The sequence below is a fragment of the Duffyella gerundensis genome, assembly GCF_001517405.1.
In the GTDB taxonomy this organism is placed as follows: Bacteria; Pseudomonadota; Gammaproteobacteria; order Enterobacterales; family Enterobacteriaceae; genus Duffyella; species Duffyella gerundensis.
In genome coordinates this window covers 931,860-950,894 of sequence record NZ_LN907827.1, presented here as the reverse complement: position 1 = coordinate 950,894, position 19,035 = coordinate 931,860, and the positions used below count along the sequence as shown (strand labels likewise).

Below are 19,035 nucleotides of genomic sequence, written 5' to 3'. Positions count from 1 at the left end.
ACGCCGGGACATGCCTGTTAGTTTAGGTGCTCAAAGGCGCCGGTCATGGTTTTTCTCAGCGGCCAGGCTAAATCGCCCTGCTTGCTGGTGGATAATCCGAGGCCGATCAGCGCCTCCACCATTTTTACCGCCGCGCTGACGCCATCAATGATCGGCACGCCAACCTCCTGCGTCAGATCGCGCGCCAGCGAGGCCATGCCGCCGCAACCCAGCACGATTGCGCCGCAGCCATCTTCACGCAGCGCCTGTATACAACGCTGCCGCACTTTTTCCTGTGCAATGCCACTGCCATCTTCCAGCGCCAGCACCGGCAGATCGATAGCATGCAGCGCCGCGCAGTGGTGCTCAAAACCGTATTGCCGCAGCAGATGGCGCGCGATGACCAGCGTGCGCGGCAAGGTGGTCACCACGGTAAAACGCGTCGCCACCAGCGTTGCCATGTGCATTGCTGCTTCGGCGATGCCGATCACCGGCCCACGCGCCAGCTCGCGTGCCGCCAGCAGACCTGGATCGCCAAAGCAGGCAATGACATGACCATCGACGCCCTGTGCTTTGCCACGGTTAATCTGCTCCAGCACACCCACCGCGGCGATCGCCTCATCAAAATGGCCTTCGATCGACGGCACGCCCTGTGCGGCAGACACCGCGATAATCTCGGTGCCGGGTGCCGCTACGGCGCGCGCGGCGGCGGCGATGGTGGCGGTCATCGCGTCGCTGGTATTGGGATTGATAACTTGAATCACGCTCATTTCGCGGCTCCTTGTGAGGCAAAAATACGATCAAAATCGGGCAGCGTATCGCCATCGCGTTCAAAGCGCAGACTGGCCACGATATGCGAAAAGTGTTGCTGCAAGGTGTCAGTCAGCGCCGGTAGCGCCTTTTTACGCAGCAACGTCAGGAGCTGTTCATGATCGTGGCAGCGACAGCCCTGCTGCCATGGCGCGCCCCAGGCAGCAATCACCAGCGACGAGCGCTGGCTCAAACGGGTGACCAGGTCGGTCAACACCTGATTCCCCGCGATGGCCTGCAGCTGGATATGAAAGGCGGCTGAGCAGCGAATGGCTGCGGCACCATCGTGCGCATCATGGGCGCGCTGTTCCTGACGGATCAGCTTGTCCAGCGCCACCAGATGCGGCGGCTGCAAATGCGCCAGTACCGCAGGCAAATTGGCGCATTCCAGCAGACTGCGGGTGGCAAAGATCTCTCTGGCTTCATCCACCGCCGGGGTGGCGACTTGTGCACCACGTTTGGGCGTCAGCGTCACCATTTGCACTGCGGCAAGGCGCTGCAGCACTTTGCGAATGCCGGTACGGCTAATACCAAAAACCGCTGACAACGCCTCTTCCGGCAGTTTGCTTCCCGGCGGTAGCTGGTGCTCAACAATGGCGTTCATCAAAGCCTGATAGATAGGTTCATCTTTATCAGCCAGATCGGACGCGGTTCTGAGGGTAACTTCACTCTTCATGACCTGCTCCATAAAGTAAGGTTTTGTCATCCATCGTATACAAGGAAAGGATAATTGGTATACAAAACCAGAAGGTTGGCCTGGATCCTGCAATACCGTTGCATATCGTTATTATCCAATGAGTGTAAGGAGCAGTTTTCATGCCACATCATTCCTCTGACCGCATAAAAGCCGTAAATAGTGATGCACGTTACAGCCCGCGCCTCTGCAATGAGGACCTGGCACCTACCCGTAATCAAACCTGGAACTGGTACAACATCTTTTCTTTCTGGATGTCCGATGTACACAGCATGGGCGGCTATGTGGTTGCCGCCAGCTTCTTTACGCTGGGACTGGCCAGCTGGCAGGTGCTGCTCTGTTTGCTGATTGGTATCTGTATTGTGCAGGTGTGCGCTAATCTGGTGGCGAAGCCGAGCCAGATGGCAGGCGTGCCCTATGCGGTGATTTGTCGTCAGGCGTTTGGCGTGTTCGGTGCCAATATTCCGGCGGTGATCCGCGGGCTGATCGCCTTTGCCTGGTACGGCATTCAGACCTATCTGGCGGCCAACGCATTGATGCTGGTGATGCTGAAATTCTGGCCTGCGCTGCACAGTTTGACGCTGGGCGGCTGGCTGGGCCTCTCCCCGCTGGGTTGGATTTGCTTTGGCGTGATGTGGTTGCTGCAGGCGATGGTGTTCTGGCACGGCATGAATGCGATCAAACGCTTTATCGATGTAGCGGGACCGGCGGTATATGTGGTGATGGTGGCGCTGGCCGGATGGATTGTATACAAAACCGGCTTCGATGGCATTTCGTTTACCCTCGCCAGCAAATCGCTGACCACCGGTGAACAGACCTGGCAGATGATCACCGCAACCGCACTGGTGGTCTCCTACTTCTCTGGCCCGCTGCTTAACTTTGGCGACTTTTCACGCTATGGCAAAAGCATGGGCGAAATTCGTCGTGGCAACCGCTGGGGCTTGCCGTTTAACTTCCTGCTGTTTTCTATCGTGACCGTGGTGATCGTCTCAGGTAGCCAGTCACTGTTTGGCCGCATGATTACCGATCCGATTGAAACGGTAAGCATGGTCGGCAACGATGTGGCGGTGGCGCTGGGGCTGCTAACGATGATCATCGCGACCATCGGTATCAATATCGTCGCCAACTTTGTGTCGCCTGCGTTTGATTTCTCAAACTGCTCACCGCAAAAAATCAGCTTCCGCACCGGCGGCATGATCGCCGCGGTAGGATCGGTGCTGCTAACGCCGTGGAACCTGTTTCAGTCGCCAGAGCTGATCCATTACACGCTTGATGTGCTCGGATCGTTTATTGGACCGCTATTTGGCATTCTGCTGGCGGATTTTTATCTGATTAAGCGCGGCCGGATTTACGTCGATGAGCTGTTCAATGATACGCCGCAGGGTCGTTACTGGTATCGCGGTGGGTTTAATCCAAAAGCGATTGCGGTGCTGCTGCCGTCGGTAGGGATTTGCCTGATCATCAGCTTTATTCCGTCACTGCATGGTTTGGCTAATTTCAGCTGGTTTATCGGCGCGGCGCTGGGTGCCGGATGCTATCGCTGGATAGCGCGTGATGAGCGGGAAGCGTTGCCAGCGGCGGGCTATAACACGCAGCCAGTATTGCAGAAGGACTAAAACGACAAAAGGCCGATTCATTACTGAATCGGCCTCTCTTAAAGCTTGGCGGAACGGACGGGGCTCGAACCCGCGACCCCCTGCGTGACAGGCAGGTATTCTAACCAACTGAACTACCGCTCCGCGCTGTGTTCCCCGTCGGGAACGAGGCGCATATTAAGGGCAGTCAGCGATATCGTCAACGCTTTTTATTAGCCAAAGACGCGTTTGCTTCTTTTTTCAGCGCAACGCAGATAATCCGCCTAAAAACCTTGCGCTTAGCCGCGCCACAGGCAACTGCCGCCCTTCTTCTGCACCAGATCAAGACGCTGCTCATGTGCCATCGTCTCTTCATCGGATGCGTGGATAACCCTGAGTGCCGACGCCGGACGCGCAATGCGCTGAATGGTCTCGCCGTTGCTTCCCTGGCGGTCGCTTTCATGGGCAAATGCCAGCGAGGTTTGCCCGCCGGTCATCATCAGAAAAACGTCAGACAGGATCTCGGCATCGAGCAGTGCGCCGTGCAGCGTACGCTTGCTGTTATCAATCTCATAGCGCGAGCAGAGCGCATCAAGGCTGTTGCGCTTGCCTGGAAACATTTTGCGCGCCATCGCCAGGCTATCGGTGATCTTGCAGAAGGTTTCCGTTTTACCGATGCCGCGGTTCAGCATGCCGAACTCATAATCCATAAAGCCGATATCAAACGACGCGTTATGAATCACCAACTCGGCACCGCGAATGTAATCGAGAAATTCATCAACAATGTCGCCGAACATCGGCTTATCGGCGAGAAACTCATCGGCGATACCGTGGACGCCAAATGCTTCCGGATCCACCAGCCGATCGGGCTTCAGATACATATGAAAGTTGTTGCCGGTTAACCGGCGATTGATCACTTCAACCGCACCGATCTCAATGATGCGGTGCCCTTCATAGTGCACGCCGATCATGTTCATACCGGTGGTTTCTGTATCGAGAATTATCTGGCGGTTATTTGCAGTGCTCATAGGACCTGTTTTATGTCAGACTTGGCGTTTTTTCTGAAGGAAGTCTACCAGAGATGCGCAAACAGGTAGAAATTTTCACCGACGGTTCCTGCCTCGGTAATCCCGGTCCCGGCGGGTATGGCGCGATTGTGCGCTATCAGCATCACGAAAAAACCTTTAGCGCGGGCTACCATCTGACCACTAACAACCGGATGGAGCTGATGGCGGCGATTGTAGCGCTGGAAGCGCTGACGCAGCCGTGTGAAGTGGTGCTGAGCACTGACAGCCAGTATGTCCGTCAGGGCATTACCAGTTGGATTCATAACTGGAAGAAACGCGGCTGGAAAACCGCTGATAAAAAGCCGGTGAAAAACGTCGACCTGTGGAAACGGCTGGATACGGCGCTAAGCCATCATGAAATTCGCTGGGAATGGGTAAAAGGCCACGCCGGTCATCCTGAAAACGAACGCTGTGATGAGCTGGCGCGTTCCGCAGCGGAAAATCCGGCGTTTGAGGATATTGGCTATCAACCAGCGTCCTGATCGTTGCGCTGCCGAAACTGTCGCGTCGCGCTGGCGGTCTGCCGGATAGGCGCAGCAGAGCGCGCTTTTTTCGCTGGCGTTAAGGTCAGCGGGAAGGTGCGCTTGCGGGCAACCGCAATATTCAGGCAGCCCAGCGCCGGCAAATGCGCACTGATCATCTTCCCGCCCTGACGATTCCACGGCACCACCTGAAAGCGCGTGCGATAGATCACTTCATAATTGAGTACGCCCAGCCAGTCGAGCAGCCGCATCTGGCTGAACATTCTGCCGCTGCAGGGCGCACGACTGCGCAAACCGGGCACCGCCTTCCCCATGCCTAACAGGCTGAACGGATTGAAGCCGCTGATCACCAGCCAGCCATCATCAATTAATACGCGATCGGCCTCACGCAGAATACGATGGGGATCCTGACTCCAGGTAAGCGTATGGGCTAACAAACAGGCATCAATGGATTTCGCTTCAAACGGCAACTGTAACGGACTCGCTTGCACATGTAGTGAGCTTGCTGCGCTGCCCACATTAACCTGATGGGAAATGGCGCAGGAGCGGGTATCAATCTCCGCGCTCAGATCACCGATTTTAAGCATATGAAAACCGTAGAGTTTTGCAAAGCAAGGCTGCAGATGTTGGTTCAGCGCATCACGAAAGAATTCGCCCCAGGGCATATCACGCCATGCGTGCGGCGCGGTGAGAATTTGCTGTGTTTTAGCCGGCTTCATGCTTTACCATCGTTGTTTTCCTGAGCCTGCAAGAGGTGTTTATGAATCTTATCAGTATTCCCGCCCTACAAGATAATTACATCTGGATTTTGCACGACGAGCAGAATCGCTGTCTGATTGTCGATCCGGGCGAAGCCGATCCGGTACTGGCCGCCATCAAGCAGCATGGCTGGCAACCCCATGCCATCCTGCTGACGCACCATCATGGCGACCATGTTGATGGCGTAAAAAAACTCTGCGCGACCTTCCCCGATCTGGTGGTCTATGGCCCGCAAGAAACACAAGATAAGGGTGCAACGACCATCGTCAGTGAAGGCGATAAGGTCGCTATTTTGGGCTGCGAATTTAGTGTTATCTTCACCCCCGGACATACTTTAGGACATATCTCATATTACAGCTCGCCTTATCTTTTTAGCGGCGATACGATATTTTCTGCCGGTTGCGGTCGTCTTTTCGAAGGCACAGCAGAACAAATGTATGAGTCTTTTCAGAAACTTAATGATTTACCGGCTGACACAATCATTTGCGCTGCTCATGAATACACGTTATCTAACTTAAACTTTGCACGCACAATTTTGCCTGAAGATAGCGTAATTAATGCCTATTACCGGGAAATTAAGAAGTTACGCGCCAAAAACGGCAGCAGTTTACCCACAAAACTGGCGCACGAAAGGCAAATAAATTTATTTTTGAGAACGCAAGATACTGATTTGCAAAGGGCTATTGGCTTCGATGTGCCACCGCAGCATCCATGGGACGTTTTTGCCTTATTACGGCAGAAGAAGGATCGTTCCTGATTTTTAAGGTTGTGTTGTCAGGAGTGAGCACGTATAGTTGCTCGTCTTTTAAGCGAACTATTGACACACATATGAAGGCAACAGCGATATTTCTCGCCTCTGTCTTGCTGGTGGGTTGTCAGGCATCACGGAATGACGCCGGTCCCGAACAGCACGCACAGAGTTTGTCCTCAGCTGGTCAAAGTGAAAACGAAAAGTACGCAGATCGATTATTGTCGCCGCGTTGGCAGGATGATGGAACCCGCCTCGGCCAGAACAATGATCTGTGGAGTTTCGTTACTGACGAGCTGAAGATGCAGATTCCGGAAAATCCCCGGATACGCGAGCAAAAACAGAAGTACCTGAAGAACAAGAGCTATCTCCACGATGTAACATTACGGGCAGAGCCGTATATGTACTGGATTGTCGAGCAGATTAAGCAACGCAAAATGCCGATGGAACTGGTACTGCTACCCATAGTGGAGAGCGCTTTTGACCCCCACGCGACATCCGCCGCAAATGCCGCAGGCATCTGGCAGATTGTCCCGAGCACGGGGCGTAATTATGGTCTTAAGCAGACCAAATGGTATGACGGCCGACGTGATATTGTCGCCTCGACCAAGGTTGCGCTGGATATGATGCAGCGCCTTAACGGCATGTTTGATGGCGACTGGCTACTTACCGTAGCGGCCTATAACAGCGGTGAAGGACGCGTGCTGAAAGCGATGAAACAGAACAAGGCTCAGGGTAAACCTACCGACTTCTGGCATCTGTCGCTACCGCGTGAAACCACGGTTTATGTACCGAAGATGCTGGCGTTAGGCGAGCTTCTGAAAAACAACAAGCGATATGGTATTCGACTGCCAACGTCTAACGAAAGTCGTGCGCTGGCGCGGGTTGAAGTAGGACAGCAGATCGAGTTGACTCAGGCGGCAGAAATGGCCGGCATGTCATTGACCAAGCTGAAAAGTTTTAACACGGGTTATACGCGTGGTAAAACAGCGCCAAACGGTCCGCACTATATTATGGTGCCAAAATCGAATGTCGCTAAGCTACGCAACTCGCTGGCTTCCGGCGATATTGCTGCGGTACAACCCACTGAGTTGGCGAAAGCCACCAGTGCTGGCGGCTATAAAGTCCGTACGGGCGATACCCTTTCTGGTATAGCCAGTAAGCTGGGCGTGACGGTACAGGATCTCAAGCAGATGAACAGTCTGCGCGGAGCTGATATTCGTCCGGGCCAGACGTTGAACACCAGCGCGACAGACAGCGCTGAGTTAGCTGATAACGGCAACAGCATCACCTACAAGGTCCAGAAGGGTGATTCTCTTGCCAGTATTGCCCGCCGTCATAACGTCAATATCAAAGACGTGCTGCGGTGGAATGGCGTGGTTAACAATGCTAAAAACATTCAACCAGGCGATAAGCTAACGTTATTTGTAGACAACAATGCAACCCCAGATAGCTAAAACCGAAAGGCTGACTTAACGTCAGCCTTTTCTTTTTTCTTCATTTTCCCCTCCTGCCCTGCCACTGCCGTTTCATTTTTTGTAACAACGCCGTTACCAAAGATAGCGTGACACAGATCATTTATCATACGATTGATACTTGTATGGTAGAACATCTCTGCTCAGGATAAATAACACTGGCAGAGTCGCTTGATAACAATATAAGCCGATAGCGCCACAGGATGCGCCAAACAATCTGATAATAAGGTGCTTCACGTCATCGTACGACGTTTTCAAAGGCAGGGTCTTCTATGTCACATTTACAACAACCTCAAAAAACGCCAAAGCCCGTACGTGCCCGCATGATTCCTCGCGCCCATCCGATCTCCTGGTGGATGCTGGTAATCACAACGCTGGCCATTCTCATGAACTCGATTGACCGCATTATTCTTCCTACCCTGCTGCCGGCGATTATGCAGGATTTCAATCTCACTGAAATGCAGGCTGGCTGGATAAATTCTCTCAGCTTCTTCGGCACGCTTGCCGGTGCAGTGCTTTTTGGTTTCCTCTCCGACTATATCGGCACCGGTTACAGGCGTTGCTACAGCTGGTGCCTGGCGGTTCTCGTAGAGATTGTATCCGGCGTCGCGACGGCCTTCTGCAAGACGCTGATCGCCTTTCAGGCGCTGCGTGTGTTGATGGGAATGGGCACAGGTGGCTCTGAGCCGATTAATGTCGCGCTACTGGGCGAATGGTGGCAAAAAGAGAACCGGGGATTCGCAATTGGCGTTCACCATACCGGCTTTCCGCTTGGCCAGTTCGTGGGTCCACTGCTCATCGCTGCCATTCTTAGCTTTGGCAGCTGGCGCCAGGCTTTCCTGTTTATTCCACTTATTGGCCTGATTATTGTGGTTCTGCAATTAATTGTGGGCACCAAAAAGAACCATCAAAAGGTTTTCAGCTGGATAAATGAAAATAACCTGACGCGCCCGATTGCCGCTCAGCCAAAGAAGATGAGCATCGCGTCATCTTTTAGCTGCCTTAAAAACCGTAATTGCCTGTTAGCGATTGCGCTGGTTTTTGGCTTTACCTGGGCAGAAATGGGTATCGCTAATTTTCTGACCCTGCAACTGACTCGCGAAGTGCATTTAGATCTCTCTACCGCGGCGATCATTTCAGGTGCTTCCGGGCTGACAGGCTGGATAGGACAGATTATCTGGGGTGGCTTTTCTGATGTCAGGGGGCGTAAATCATCGCTCGGCATTATTATCGCAGGCTGGATAGTGGCCAGTGCTTTGTGCGCCTTTATCCATACGGCAATGCTGGGCTGGATCATTCTGATCTTTTGGGGGCTGTTCCGCAACTCGCCTTATCCGGTAGCCTATGCGCTATTGATCGATTCTGCGCCTCAGGCGGCTGCATCAAGTATGGGTTTAATGATTGGCCTTGCCGTTGGCATCGCAGGCATTCTGGTTGCGCCAGTTAGCGGATGGATAATTCACAGCTGGGGCTTTAACGTCCATTATGCGGTAATTGTCGGCGTACTGCTGCTCTCCTGCATCCCACTTTGCTTTATCAGAGAAACCGTTCACCTTAAAGAGGAGGTAAAATGAATCTGCCATTACTTCTGCGCAACAGTCAGATCGTTGAATTGAGCCATCTCTACGAAGAGAATATGCCGGTCTGGCCGTCACATCCAAAATTCATTCGTGCCACCGCTGAAAGCTATGCGGCGGGAGACGGCAACTACAACAACCAACTCCTTATGGGCGACCATTGTGGTACCCATGTTGATTCCCCTGCGCATTTTATTCCTGATGGTAAAACCATTGAGGAGATCGACGTGCGCCAGTTGCTGGGGCGCGGTATTTGCATTGATGTGTCTTCTACGCCAGCAGCAGCTGAATTTGGTATCAGTGAGATGCAGGCATGGGAGGAGAGCCATGGTGAAATTGCGGCAGGCGACATTGTGATTTTTCGCACCGGCTATCATAACAAATGGCGGCTCAGGCCTGACCATGCTCCGTTCCTTGCGGACTGGCCTGGCTTATCGGCAGCTGGCGCGCGCTGGCTGGGAGAGAAAAAGGTGAAAGTAGTAGGGACCGATGCGATGTCGATGGATGCATGGTCGAATCATCACTATCCGGTACATCAGGCCTTGCTGGGTTCGGATAGTCTGATTATAGAGAATCTTGCTAATCTTGATCGGTTACCGCCGATCTTTACCTTTATCGCCCTGCCCTTGAGGATCGCTGGCGGATCGGCATCCCCGGTCAGAGCGATCGCTTTAGTGGAATAGCGGCGGTTTACAAGATAGCAGTGCGGTTAGGATGGAACTCAACCAGCAAGGGATTGTGATCGGAAGCACGAGTGACCAGAACGGATGCTGCTTTCACCTCCATACCCCGATAAAAAATGAAATCCAGCGGCCTGCCAAACGCTTTACGGCGGTGATCGTCGGTGAACATGACTTCATCCAGCCCCATCTCCCGGGCAAACTGATACAACGCATTAATGCGCTGGCGGCTCCAGGCATTGAAATCGCCAGCCATAATCACCGGCCCTGTGTGATGGATTATCTGCTCGCCGATCGGTCCTAGCTGCTTACTGTAAACGTCGATGCCAAGACTAAAGTTGACCGCGTGGATATTGACCACCATTAACATTTGTTTGGTCGGCAACGGATACGCAGTAACCAGAGCTGATTTGGCCAGACGCAGCAGGGGCTCACGCTCACGTAAAGGGCAGCAGTAAACAGGATGCGCGGAAGCAAGGGTCATCACACCAGAGGGATGCTGCGGCAATACAAAAGCAGGCACCTGATCGGCGGCCAAATAGTTGGAAGTCGCAAAATCTATTAGTTCTGGCGTAGTTTGCGCCTCCTGAAGTAAAACCAGGTGAGCATCTTTGCCAAAATTTTGCAGAACCGACAGCCATTCAGCGCGTTGCTGCTTAAAAATATTCCAGACCAGCACTTTTAGCGTGTCTTCAGCAGGAAGAGGCTCACCTGGCGGCAGTGCTTGCCCGACGTGTAGCATCGCACCAGGAGGAAAAATTCTCTCGACTGGCTGTCCTGCTACATAGCGCATGGCATAGGTTTTCTTTCGCACGTGACCCACTGAACCTTAAATTAACTTACTGATGATCAGTTATAGGGGCTTTAATCTTTACTTTCAATCTATGAGGTTCAATTAGCAGAGCAATCGCGCAAGTAAATGTTTCTGCTCGCTGCTTTTATTGACGATTGCAGGATTTTATCGCTGAGAAACAGCTTAAATTGGCGGGTCAGCAGATTTTATAGTAAAACGCTGTTTGATGAGGCTGGTTAAAAATGAGGCGGACAGTGTGATCTATTCAAAAAAAATAAAAAAAGCCCTGACATCATTGTCAGGGCCTCTCTATTTAGTGGCGGAACGGACGGGGCTCGAACCCGCGACCCCCTGCGTGACAGGCAGGTATTCTAACCAACTGAACTACCGCTCCACCGATTCTGTACTGCGTCCGCACGTCCGTGCTGACTCAGGTATATCGCCCCGCCGCGTCACCGGTCAGGTCATGGCCATTACTGGCCTAATTTGATGCCTGGCAGTTCCCTACTCTCGCATGGGGAGACCCCACACTACCATCGGCGCTACGGCGTTTCACTTCTGAGTTCGGCATGGGGTCAGGTGGGACCACCGCGCTAGTGCCGCCAGGCAAATTCTGTTCCGGACCCCCCCAAAAAAGGCGGGCCCGATAATCCGGTACGTGCTGAAAATTGAAACCGCGTCACTGCAAAACGCCTGTGGCGTTGTAAGGTTAAGCCTCACGGGTCATTAGTACCGGTTAGCTCAACGCATCGCTGCGCTTACACACCCGGCCTATCAACGTCGTAGTCTTCAACGTCCCTTCAGGAGACTTATAGTCTCAGGGAGAACTCATCTCGGGGCAAGTTTCGCGCTTAGATGCTTTCAGCGCTTATCTTTTCCGCATTTAGCTACCGGGCAGTGCCATTGGCATGACAACCCGAACACCAGTGATGCGTCCACTCCGGTCCTCTCGTACTAGGAGCAGCCCCCCTCAGTTCTCCAGCGCCCACGGCAGATAGGGACCGAACTGTCTCACGACGTTCTAAACCCAGCTCGCGTACCACTTTAAACGGCGAACAGCCGTACCCTTGGGACCTACTTCAGCCCCAGGATGTGATGAGCCGACATCGAGGTGCCAAACACCGCCGTCGATATGAACTCTTGGGCGGTATCAGCCTGTTATCCCCGGAGTACCTTTTATCCGTTGAGCGATGGCCCTTCCATTCAGAACCACCGGATCACTATGACCTGCTTTCGCACCTGCTCGAGCCGTCACTCTCGCAGTCAAGCCAGCTTATGCCATTGCACTAACCTCACGATGTCCGACCGTGATTAGCTGACCTTCGTGCTCCTCCGTTACGCTTTGGGAGGAGACCGCCCCAGTCAAACTACCCACCAGACACTGTCCGCACCCCGGATCACGGGGCCACGTTAGAACATCAAACGTTAAAGGGTGGTATTTCAAGGTTGGCTCCACGCGGACTGGCGTCCGCGCTTCAAAGCCTCCCACCTATCCTACACATCAAGGCTCAATGTTCAGTGTCAAGCTGTAGTAAAGGTTCACGGGGTCTTTCCGTCTTGCCGCGGGTACACTGCATCTTCACAGCGAGTTCAATTTCACTGAGTCTCGGGTGGAGACAGCCTGGCCATCATTACGCCATTCGTGCAGGTCGGAACTTACCCGACAAGGAATTTCGCTACCTTAGGACCGTTATAGTTACGGCCGCCGTTTACCGGGGCTTCGATCAGGAGCTTCTCTTGCGATAACCCCATCAATTAACCTTCCGGCACCGGGCAGGCGTCACACCGTATACGTCCACTTTCGTGTTTGCACAGTGCTGTGTTTTTAATAAACAGTTGCAGCCAGCTGGTATCTTCGACTGGCTTCGGCTCGGGGAGCAAGTCCCTCCACCTACGCGCCAGCGTGCCTTCTCCCGAAGTTACGGCACCATTTTGCCTAGTTCCTTCACCCGAGTTCTCTCAAGCGCCTTGGTATTCTCTACCTGACCACCTGTGTCGGTTTGGGGTACGATTTGATGCTGCCTGATGCTTAGAGGCTTTTCCTGGAAGCAGGGTATCAGTTGCTTCAGCACCGTAGTGCCTCGTCGTCACGCCTCAGTGTTAAAGTGAACCGGATTTGCCTGGAACACACACCTACACGCTTAAACCGGGACAACCGTCGCCCGGCCAACCTAACCTTCTCCGTCCCCCCTTCGCAGCAACACCGAGTACAGGAATATTAACCTGTTTCCCATCGACTACGCCTTTCGGCCTCGCCTTAGGGGTCGACTCACCCTGCTCCGATTAACGTTGAACAGGAACCCTTGGTCTTCCGGCGAGCGGGCTTTTCACCCGCTTTATCGTTACTTATGTCAGCATTCGCACTTCTGATACCTCCAGCAGACCTCACAGTCCACCTTCGACGGCTTACAGAACGCTCCCCTACCCAACAACGCTTGCGCGCCGCTGCCGCAGCTTCGGTGCATGGTTTAGCCCCGTTACATCTTCCGCGCAGGCCGACTCGACCAGTGAGCTATTACGCTTTCTTTAAATGATGGCTGCTTCTAAGCCAACATCCTGGCTGTCTGGGCCTTCCCACATCGTTTCCCACTTAACCATGACTTTGGGACCTTAGCTGGCGGTCTGGGTTGTTTCCCTCTTCACGACGGACGTTAGCACCCGCCGTGTGTCTCCCGTGATAACATTCTTCGGTATTCGCAGTTTGCATCGGGTTGGTAAGCCGGGATGGCCCCCTAGCCGAAACAGTGCTCTACCCCCGAAGATGAGTTCACGAGGCGCTACCTAAATAGCTTTCGGGGAGAACCAGCTATCTCCCGGTTTGATTGGCCTTTCACCCCCAGCCACAGGTCATCCGCTAATTTTTCAACATTAGTCGGTTCGGTCCTCCAGTTAGTGTTACCCAACCTTCAACCTGCCCATGGCTAGATCACCGGGTTTCGGGTCTATACCCTGCAACTTAACGCCCAGTTAAGACTCGGTTTCCCTGCGGCTCCCCTATACGGTTAACCTTGCTACAGAATATAAGTCGCTGACCCATTATACAAAAGGTACGCAGTCACACCACGAAGGTGCTCCCACTGCTTGTACGTACACGGTTTCAGGTTCTGTTTCACTCCCCTCGCCGGGGTTCTTTTCGCCTTTCCCTCACGGTACTGGTTCACTATCGGTCAGTCAGGAGTATTTAGCCTTGGAGGATGGTCCCCCCATATTCAGACAGGATACCACGTGTCCCGCCCTACTCTTCGAACTCACAGCAGGTGCATTTTTGTGTACGGGACTGTCACCCTGTACCGTGCGACTTTCCAGACGCTTCCACTAATGCACAAGCTGATGATGGTTCCGGGCTCCTCCCCGTTCGCTCGCCGCTACTGGGGGAATCTCGGTTGATTTCTTTTCCTCGGGGTACTTAGATGTTTCAGTTCCCCCGGTTCGCCTTGCAGCACTATGTATTCATGCTGCAATGATGCACCTGGGTGCACCGGGTTTCCCCATTCGGGTATCGTCGGCTGTTGCGGTTCATATCACCTTACCGACGCTTATCGCAGATTAGCACGCCCTTCATCGCCTCTGACTGCCTGGGCATCCACCGTGTACGCTTCGTCACTTAACCTCACAACCCACAGGCGTCTCGTGAGACGCTGCGGTCATAAGCGTGACGCGAACACGCCGCKCTCTGCGCCCCTTATTACGGAGGGACGCGACGACGTGTCGTTTCAATTTTCAGCTTGTTCCGGATTGTTAAAGAGCAAATATCACAAAGGACACCCGCGGGCGCACTTCAGGCTATTTTTCAGCGACACCTTTCACCTGTCACCGAGCAGGTGGCGTCCCCTAGGGGATTCGAACCCCTGTTGCCGCCGTGAAAGGGCGGAGTCCTAACCGCTAGACGAAGGGGACACACAAGGTGTCTCGACTTCGCAGCCGTCCTGCTTCTTTACTTTCTATCAGACAATCTGTGTGGACACTGCGCGGGAAGGTATCTTCAGGTAAGGAGGTGATCCAACCGCAGGTTCCCCTACGGTTACCTTGTTACGACTTCACCCCAGTCATGAATCACAAAGTGGTAAGCGCCCTCCCGAAGGTTAAGCTACCTACTTCTTTTGCAACCCACTCCCATGGTGTGACGGGCGGTGTGTACAAGGCCCGGGAACGTATTCACCGTGGCATTCTGATCCACGATTACTAGCGATTCCGACTTCACGGAGTCGAGTTGCAGACTCCGATCCGGACTACGACGCACTTTGTGAGGTCCGCTTGCTCTCGCGAGGTCGCTTCTCTTTGTATGCGCCATTGTAGCACGTGTGTAGCCCTGCTCGTAAGGGCCATGATGACTTGACGTCATCCCCACCTTCCTCCGGTTTATCACCGGCAGTCTCCTTTGAGTTCCCGACCGAATCGCTGGCAACAAAGGATAAGGGTTGCGCTCGTTGCGGGACTTAACCCAACATTTCACAACACGAGCTGACGACAGCCATGCAGCACCTGTCTCACGGTTCCCGAAGGCACTAAGGCATCTCTGCCGAATTCCGTGGATGTCAAGAGCAGGTAAGGTTCTTCGCGTTGCATCGAATTAAACCACATGCTCCACCGCTTGTGCGGGCCCCCGTCAATTCATTTGAGTTTTAACCTTGCGGCCGTACTCCCCAGGCGGTCGACTTAACGCGTTAGCTCCGGAAGCCACGAGTCATGCTCACAGCCTCCAAGTCGACATCGTTTACGGCGTGGACTACCAGGGTATCTAATCCTGTTTGCTCCCCACGCTTTCGCACCTGAGCGTCAGTCTTTGTCCAGGGGGCCGCCTTCGCCACCGGTATTCCTCCAGATCTCTACGCATTTCACCGCTACACCTGGAATTCTACCCCCCTCTACAAGACTCAAGCCTGCCAGTTTCAAATGCAGTTCCCAGGTTAAGCCCGGGGATTTCACATCTGACTTAACAGACCGCCTGCGTGCGCTTTACGCCCAGTAATTCCGATTAACGCTTGCACCCTCCGTATTACCGCGGCTGCTGGCACGGAGTTAGCCGGTGCTTCTTCTGCGGGTAACGTCAATGAACGAGGTTATTAACCTCGTCCCCTTCCTCCCCGCTGAAAGTACTTTACAACCCGAAGGCCTTCTTCATACACGCGGCATGGCTGCATCAGGCTTGCGCCCATTGTGCAATATTCCCCACTGCTGCCTCCCGTAGGAGTCTGGACCGTGTCTCAGTTCCAGTGTGGCTGGTCATCCTCTCAGACCAGCTAGGGATCGTCGCCTAGGTGAGCCGTTACCCCACCTACTAGCTAATCCCATCTGGGTTCATCCGATGGTGTGAGGCCCGAAGGTCCCCCACTTTGGTCTTGCGACGTTATGCGGTATTAGCCACCGTTTCCAGTGGTTATCCCCCTCCATCGGGCAGATCCCCAGACATTACTCACCCGTCCGCCACTCGTCACCCAAGGAGCAAGCTCCTCTGTGCTACCGTTCGACTTGCATGTGTTAGGCCTGCCGCCAGCGTTCAATCTGAGCCATGATCAAACTCTTCAATTAAAAGTTCGATTTGCTTCAACTCGTGAAGCGATGCTCAAGGAAAACGTCGTAATGAATTTCAATACGTGTTCACTCTTAAGACTTGATATTTTTTTGCGTCCGGAGACGCGTGATATCAATCCTGCGAGTGCCCACACAGATTGTCTGATAAATTGTTAAAGAGCAGCGCAACCGGCGGGTTAACCGTCCGTTGCGAGGTGGCGTATATTACGCTTTCCTCCTTCGGAGTCAATCCCTTTTCTCAGGATTTTTTCCGGCGGTTCAGCTTCCCGAACCTCCTGACGCGCCGCTGTGTAAGCCGTTGTTCCGTGTCAGTGGAGGCGCAGTATAGGGATTTTCTGCGAGCTGACAAGTGCTTTTTTTAACTTTTATTTCGTTCGCTTAAAAGTTAGTCAAAGCAGCCTGTTTAACCCTGTTTTATACGCGCGGTAGCGATGCGAGACTCTCTATTACCCAATCTGCCGCCGCTTCGCCTTCAGGCGTTACGGGCTTACCCGTACGCACCAGTACTGTTTTACCCACGCCTGCCGCTTTACCGGCCATAACATCATCAATTTTATCGCCGACGATATAAGAAGCTGCCAGATCAATATCCAGCTCTTCTGCTGCTGATAAAATCATGCCGGGTTGCGGTTTACGGCAGTCGCACTGCTGACGATAGTTTTCAACCGATGCATCAGGCAGATGCGGGCAAAAATAAATGCCGTCCAGATCGATATCGCGATCGGCCAGCGACCAGTCCATCCATTCCGTTAACTGCATGAATTGCTCTTCACTATACATGCCGCGAGCGATACCAGACTGGTTGGTCACAATGACCAGCGCAAAACCCATTTCCTTGAGTTCACGCATAGCGTCGATCACGCCGTCGATAAACTGAAAATTGTCGATTTCATGAACATACCCATGATCGACATTAATGGTGCCATCACGATCGAGAAAAATTGCCGGGACTTTAGTGGTCACGTAGACGCTCCTGCTACAAAAGATGCTGCTGAGTATCGCATGATTGCAATAGAAGAGAGAATGGCGGATTGAATGACTTCGATTGATTTAGACGTCTGGATGCCTTAACATCCGTAGCTAATTCGACCGTTCTGCACAGCCAGGGCGGTACACCATGGGCAACTTGATTACGATAATAAAGATTAATGATAAAACTTAACAACATAACCAAAGTGTTCGAGCAAGGTACACGCACCATATCAGCGCTTAATGATGTCAGCCTGCATGTTCCGGCCGGACAGATTTATGGCGTGATTGGCGCATCCGGCGCCGGTAAAAGCACGCTCATTCGTTGCGTCAACCTACTGGAGCGCCCCACTTCCGGCACCGTATTGGTTGATGGCAAAGATCTTACCGCTCTTTCTGAAAAAGCACTGACGGAAGCGCGCCGTGAAATCGGCATGATCTTTCAACATTTTAACCTAATGAACTCACGCACGGTGTTCGGCAACGTTGCTCTGCCGCTTGAGCTGGGTAATGCCTCGCGTGAAGAGATTAAGACGCGGGTTAATGAACTACTTGAGCTGGTTGGCCTGGCCGATAAACAGGACGCCTGGCCAGCAAACCTGTCGGGCGGACAGAAACAGCGCGTCGCCATTGCTCGTGCCCTGGCCAGCAATCCAAAAGTCCTGTTGTGCGATGAGGCCACCAGCGCACTCGATCCCGCCACTACCCGTTCTATCCTGGCGCTATTGAAGGATATTAACCGTCGCCTTGGTTTAACCATCCTGTTAATCACGCATGAAATGGATGTGGTCAAGCGCATCTGTGATCAGGTAGCGGTGATCAGTCAGGGTCAGCTCATTGAAAAAGACACGGTTAGCGAAGTCTTCTCTCATCCAAAGACGCCGCTTGCTCAGCAGTTTATTCAGTCGACGCTGCATCTCGATATCCCGGAAGATTATGCCGATCGCCTGTCAGCCACAGTCGGACAGAACGGCATTCCTTTATTGCGTCTGGAATTCACCGGCAAATCTGTCGACGCGCCGCTGCTGTCAGAGACGGCTCGTCGCTTTAATGTGAACAACAACATTATCAGCGCCCAGATGGATTACGCCGGTGGCGTTAAATTTGGCATCATGCTGGCAGAGATGCACGGCAGCGAAACGGATACGCAGGCCGCCGTTGCCTATCTGCAGGAAAATCATGTGAAAGTTGAGGTGCTGGGTTATGTCTGAGGCAATGATGTGGTTACTCGCCCGCGGCGTATGGGAAACGCTGGTTATGACCTTCGTTTCGGGCTTTCTCGGCTTTGCGGTGGGGCTGCCTTTCGGCGTGCTGCTGTATATCACGCGTCCAGGGCAGATTATGCCGAGCGTGAAGCTGTACCGTTCGGTATCCGCGCTGGTCAATATCTTCCGCTCTATTCCGTTCATTATTCTGCTGGTATGGATGATTCCGTTTACCCGCGTGCTCGTTGGTACGTCGATCGGTCTGCAGGCGGCGATTGTGCCGCTTACCATTGGCGCCGCGCCCTTTATTGCGCGCATGGTGGAAAATACCCTGCTGGAGCTGCCTACCGGCTTAATTGAAGCATCACGCGCAATGGGTGCGACACCGATGCAGATTATCCGCAAGGTATTACTGCCTGAAGCGCTGCCGGGGCTGATCAACGCCGCTACAATTACGTTGATTACGCTGGTTGGTTATTCAGCCATGGGTGGCGCGGTAGGCGCTGGCGGTCTGGGACAGATCGGCATTCAGTACGGTTATGTCGGTTATAACGCTACTGTGATGAATACGGTATTAGTGTTGTTAGTGATTCTGGTGTATTTAATTCAGTTCTGTGGTGACCGCATCGTACGCGCAGTGACTCACAAATAAACAAGCAACATCAATTATTGCGACTATTAAGGATAGGAT

General features: G+C 53.2%; 13 protein-coding genes, 3 tRNA genes, 3 rRNA genes and 1 pseudogene. 8 read left to right on the top strand and 12 right to left on the bottom strand.

Annotated features, from left to right (window positions below):
* Positions 1–17: 17 nt before the first annotated feature.
* Positions 18–749, bottom strand: coding sequence for an allantoin racemase (hpxA, locus tag EM595_RS04245; RefSeq protein ID WP_067428174.1), 732 nt, complete (start codon positions 747–749; stop codon positions 18–20).
* Positions 746–1,465, bottom strand: a complete 720-nt coding sequence (locus tag EM595_RS04240; RefSeq protein WP_067428172.1) for a GntR family transcriptional regulator — start codon at positions 1,463–1,465, stop codon at positions 746–748. The genes hpxA and EM595_RS04240 overlap by 4 nt, the downstream gene beginning before the upstream one ends.
* Positions 1,466–1,605: 140 nt before the next feature.
* On the opposite strand from EM595_RS04240, the gene EM595_RS04235 reads away from it, so the two are divergent.
* A complete protein-coding gene (locus EM595_RS04235; RefSeq protein ID WP_067428170.1) occupies positions 1,606–3,099 on the top strand; it encodes an NCS1 family nucleobase:cation symporter-1 in 1,494 nt (497 codons plus the stop codon).
* Positions 3,100–3,145: 46 nt separating this feature from the next.
* Here the strand turns inward: EM595_RS04235 and EM595_RS04230 are convergent.
* Positions 3,146–3,222, bottom strand: a tRNA-Asp gene (locus EM595_RS04230).
* Positions 3,223–3,356: 134 nt separating this feature from the next.
* A complete protein-coding gene (dnaQ, locus tag EM595_RS04225) occupies positions 3,357–4,085 on the bottom strand; it encodes a DNA polymerase III subunit epsilon (protein WP_067428168.1) in 729 nt (242 codons plus the stop codon).
* A 53-nt stretch (positions 4,086–4,138) separates the two neighbouring features.
* Here dnaQ and rnhA point away from each other — a divergent pair, with 53 nt between their 5' ends.
* On the top strand, positions 4,139–4,606 hold the full coding sequence (gene rnhA / locus EM595_RS04220) for a ribonuclease HI (protein WP_067428166.1): 468 nt from the start codon (positions 4,139–4,141) through the stop codon (positions 4,604–4,606).
* Here rnhA and EM595_RS04215 read toward each other — a convergent pair.
* Positions 4,591–5,325 (bottom strand): class I SAM-dependent methyltransferase, encoded by a 735-nt coding sequence (locus tag EM595_RS04215; protein ID WP_067428164.1) that lies wholly within the window; start codon positions 5,323–5,325, stop codon positions 4,591–4,593. The two genes, rnhA and EM595_RS04215, sit on opposite strands and share 16 nt — an antisense overlap.
* Before the next feature lie 41 nt (positions 5,326–5,366).
* On the opposite strand from EM595_RS04215, the gene gloB reads away from it, so the two are divergent.
* From gloB to EM595_RS04195, 4 genes are all read left to right on the top strand, one after another.
* Positions 5,367–6,122 (top strand): hydroxyacylglutathione hydrolase, encoded by a 756-nt coding sequence (gene gloB / locus EM595_RS04210; protein WP_067428162.1) that lies wholly within the window; start codon positions 5,367–5,369, stop codon positions 6,120–6,122.
* Between the two features lie 71 nt (positions 6,123–6,193).
* Complete coding sequence (mltD, locus tag EM595_RS04205) at positions 6,194–7,570, top strand: murein transglycosylase D (protein ID WP_067428159.1); 1,377 nt, start codon at positions 6,194–6,196, stop codon at positions 7,568–7,570.
* Between the two features lie 290 nt (positions 7,571–7,860).
* On the top strand, positions 7,861–9,162 hold the full coding sequence (locus EM595_RS04200; protein WP_067428157.1) for an MFS transporter: 1,302 nt from the start codon (positions 7,861–7,863) through the stop codon (positions 9,160–9,162).
* On the top strand, positions 9,159–9,848 hold the full coding sequence (locus tag EM595_RS04195; RefSeq protein ID WP_067428155.1) for a cyclase family protein: 690 nt from the start codon (positions 9,159–9,161) through the stop codon (positions 9,846–9,848). Before EM595_RS04200 ends, EM595_RS04195 begins: the two co-directional genes overlap by 4 nt.
* Before the next feature lie 7 nt (positions 9,849–9,855).
* Here the strand turns inward: EM595_RS04195 and EM595_RS04190 are convergent, their stop codons facing one another.
* From EM595_RS04190 to gmhB, 7 genes and pseudogenes are all read right to left on the bottom strand, one after another.
* Entirely contained in the window at positions 9,856–10,659 is an 804-nt protein-coding gene (locus tag EM595_RS04190) for an endonuclease/exonuclease/phosphatase family protein (RefSeq protein ID WP_067428153.1), read from the bottom strand.
* Positions 10,660–10,955: 296 nt separating this feature from the next.
* Positions 10,956–11,032, bottom strand: a tRNA-Asp gene (locus tag EM595_RS04185).
* A gap of 97 nt (positions 11,033–11,129) precedes the next feature.
* Positions 11,130–11,245 (bottom strand): 5S ribosomal RNA (gene rrf / locus EM595_RS04180).
* Positions 11,246–11,343: 98 nt separating this feature from the next.
* Positions 11,344–14,248, bottom strand: a 23S ribosomal RNA gene (locus tag EM595_RS04175).
* Between the two features lie 212 nt (positions 14,249–14,460).
* Positions 14,461–14,535 (bottom strand) — tRNA-Glu (locus EM595_RS04170).
* Positions 14,536–14,625: 90 nt separating this feature from the next.
* Positions 14,626–16,167, bottom strand: a 16S ribosomal RNA gene (locus EM595_RS04165).
* The 16S, 23S and 5S rRNA genes sit together here with 2 tRNA genes alongside, the layout of an rRNA operon.
* A 406-nt stretch (positions 16,168–16,573) precedes the next feature.
* A pseudogene (gene gmhB / locus EM595_RS04160) lies at positions 16,574–17,133 on the bottom strand (D-glycero-beta-D-manno-heptose 1,7-bisphosphate 7-phosphatase).
* Between the two features lie 185 nt (positions 17,134–17,318).
* Between gmhB and metN the strand changes: the two are divergent.
* Both metN and EM595_RS04150 read left to right on the top strand, forming a co-directional pair.
* Complete coding sequence (gene metN / locus EM595_RS04155; RefSeq protein WP_067428149.1) at positions 17,319–18,350, top strand: methionine ABC transporter ATP-binding protein MetN; 1,032 nt, start codon at positions 17,319–17,321, stop codon at positions 18,348–18,350.
* A complete protein-coding gene (locus EM595_RS04150; protein ID WP_067428146.1) occupies positions 18,343–18,996 on the top strand; it encodes a methionine ABC transporter permease MetI in 654 nt (217 codons plus the stop codon). The genes metN and EM595_RS04150 overlap by 8 nt, the downstream gene beginning before the upstream one ends.
* The last annotated feature ends 39 nt before the right edge of the window (positions 18,997–19,035 follow it).

Excerpts from the sequence above, each read along its gene's own strand:
- hpxA (WP_067428174.1), bottom strand. The coding sequence starts at position 749 with ATGAGCGTGATTCAAGTTATCAATCCCAATACCAGCGACGCGATGACC.
- EM595_RS04240 (WP_067428172.1), bottom strand. The coding sequence starts at position 1,465 with ATGAAGAGTGAAGTTACCCTCAGAACCGCGTCCGATCTGGCTGATAAA.
- EM595_RS04235 (WP_067428170.1), top strand. The coding sequence starts at position 1,606 with ATGCCACATCATTCCTCTGACCGCATAAAAGCCGTAAATAGTGATGCA.
- dnaQ (WP_067428168.1), bottom strand. The coding sequence starts at position 4,085 with ATGAGCACTGCAAATAACCGCCAGATAATTCTCGATACAGAAACCACC.
- rnhA (WP_067428166.1), top strand. The coding sequence starts at position 4,139 with ATGCGCAAACAGGTAGAAATTTTCACCGACGGTTCCTGCCTCGGTAAT.
- EM595_RS04215 (WP_067428164.1), bottom strand. The coding sequence starts at position 5,325 with ATGAAGCCGGCTAAAACACAGCAAATTCTCACCGCGCCGCACGCATGG.
- gloB (WP_067428162.1), top strand. The coding sequence starts at position 5,367 with ATGAATCTTATCAGTATTCCCGCCCTACAAGATAATTACATCTGGATT.
- mltD (WP_067428159.1), top strand. The coding sequence starts at position 6,194 with ATGAAGGCAACAGCGATATTTCTCGCCTCTGTCTTGCTGGTGGGTTGT.
- EM595_RS04200 (WP_067428157.1), top strand. The coding sequence starts at position 7,861 with ATGTCACATTTACAACAACCTCAAAAAACGCCAAAGCCCGTACGTGCC.
- EM595_RS04195 (WP_067428155.1), top strand. The coding sequence starts at position 9,159 with ATGAATCTGCCATTACTTCTGCGCAACAGTCAGATCGTTGAATTGAGC.
- metN (WP_067428149.1), top strand. The coding sequence starts at position 17,319 with ATGATAAAACTTAACAACATAACCAAAGTGTTCGAGCAAGGTACACGC.
- EM595_RS04150 (WP_067428146.1), top strand. The coding sequence starts at position 18,343 with ATGTCTGAGGCAATGATGTGGTTACTCGCCCGCGGCGTATGGGAAACG.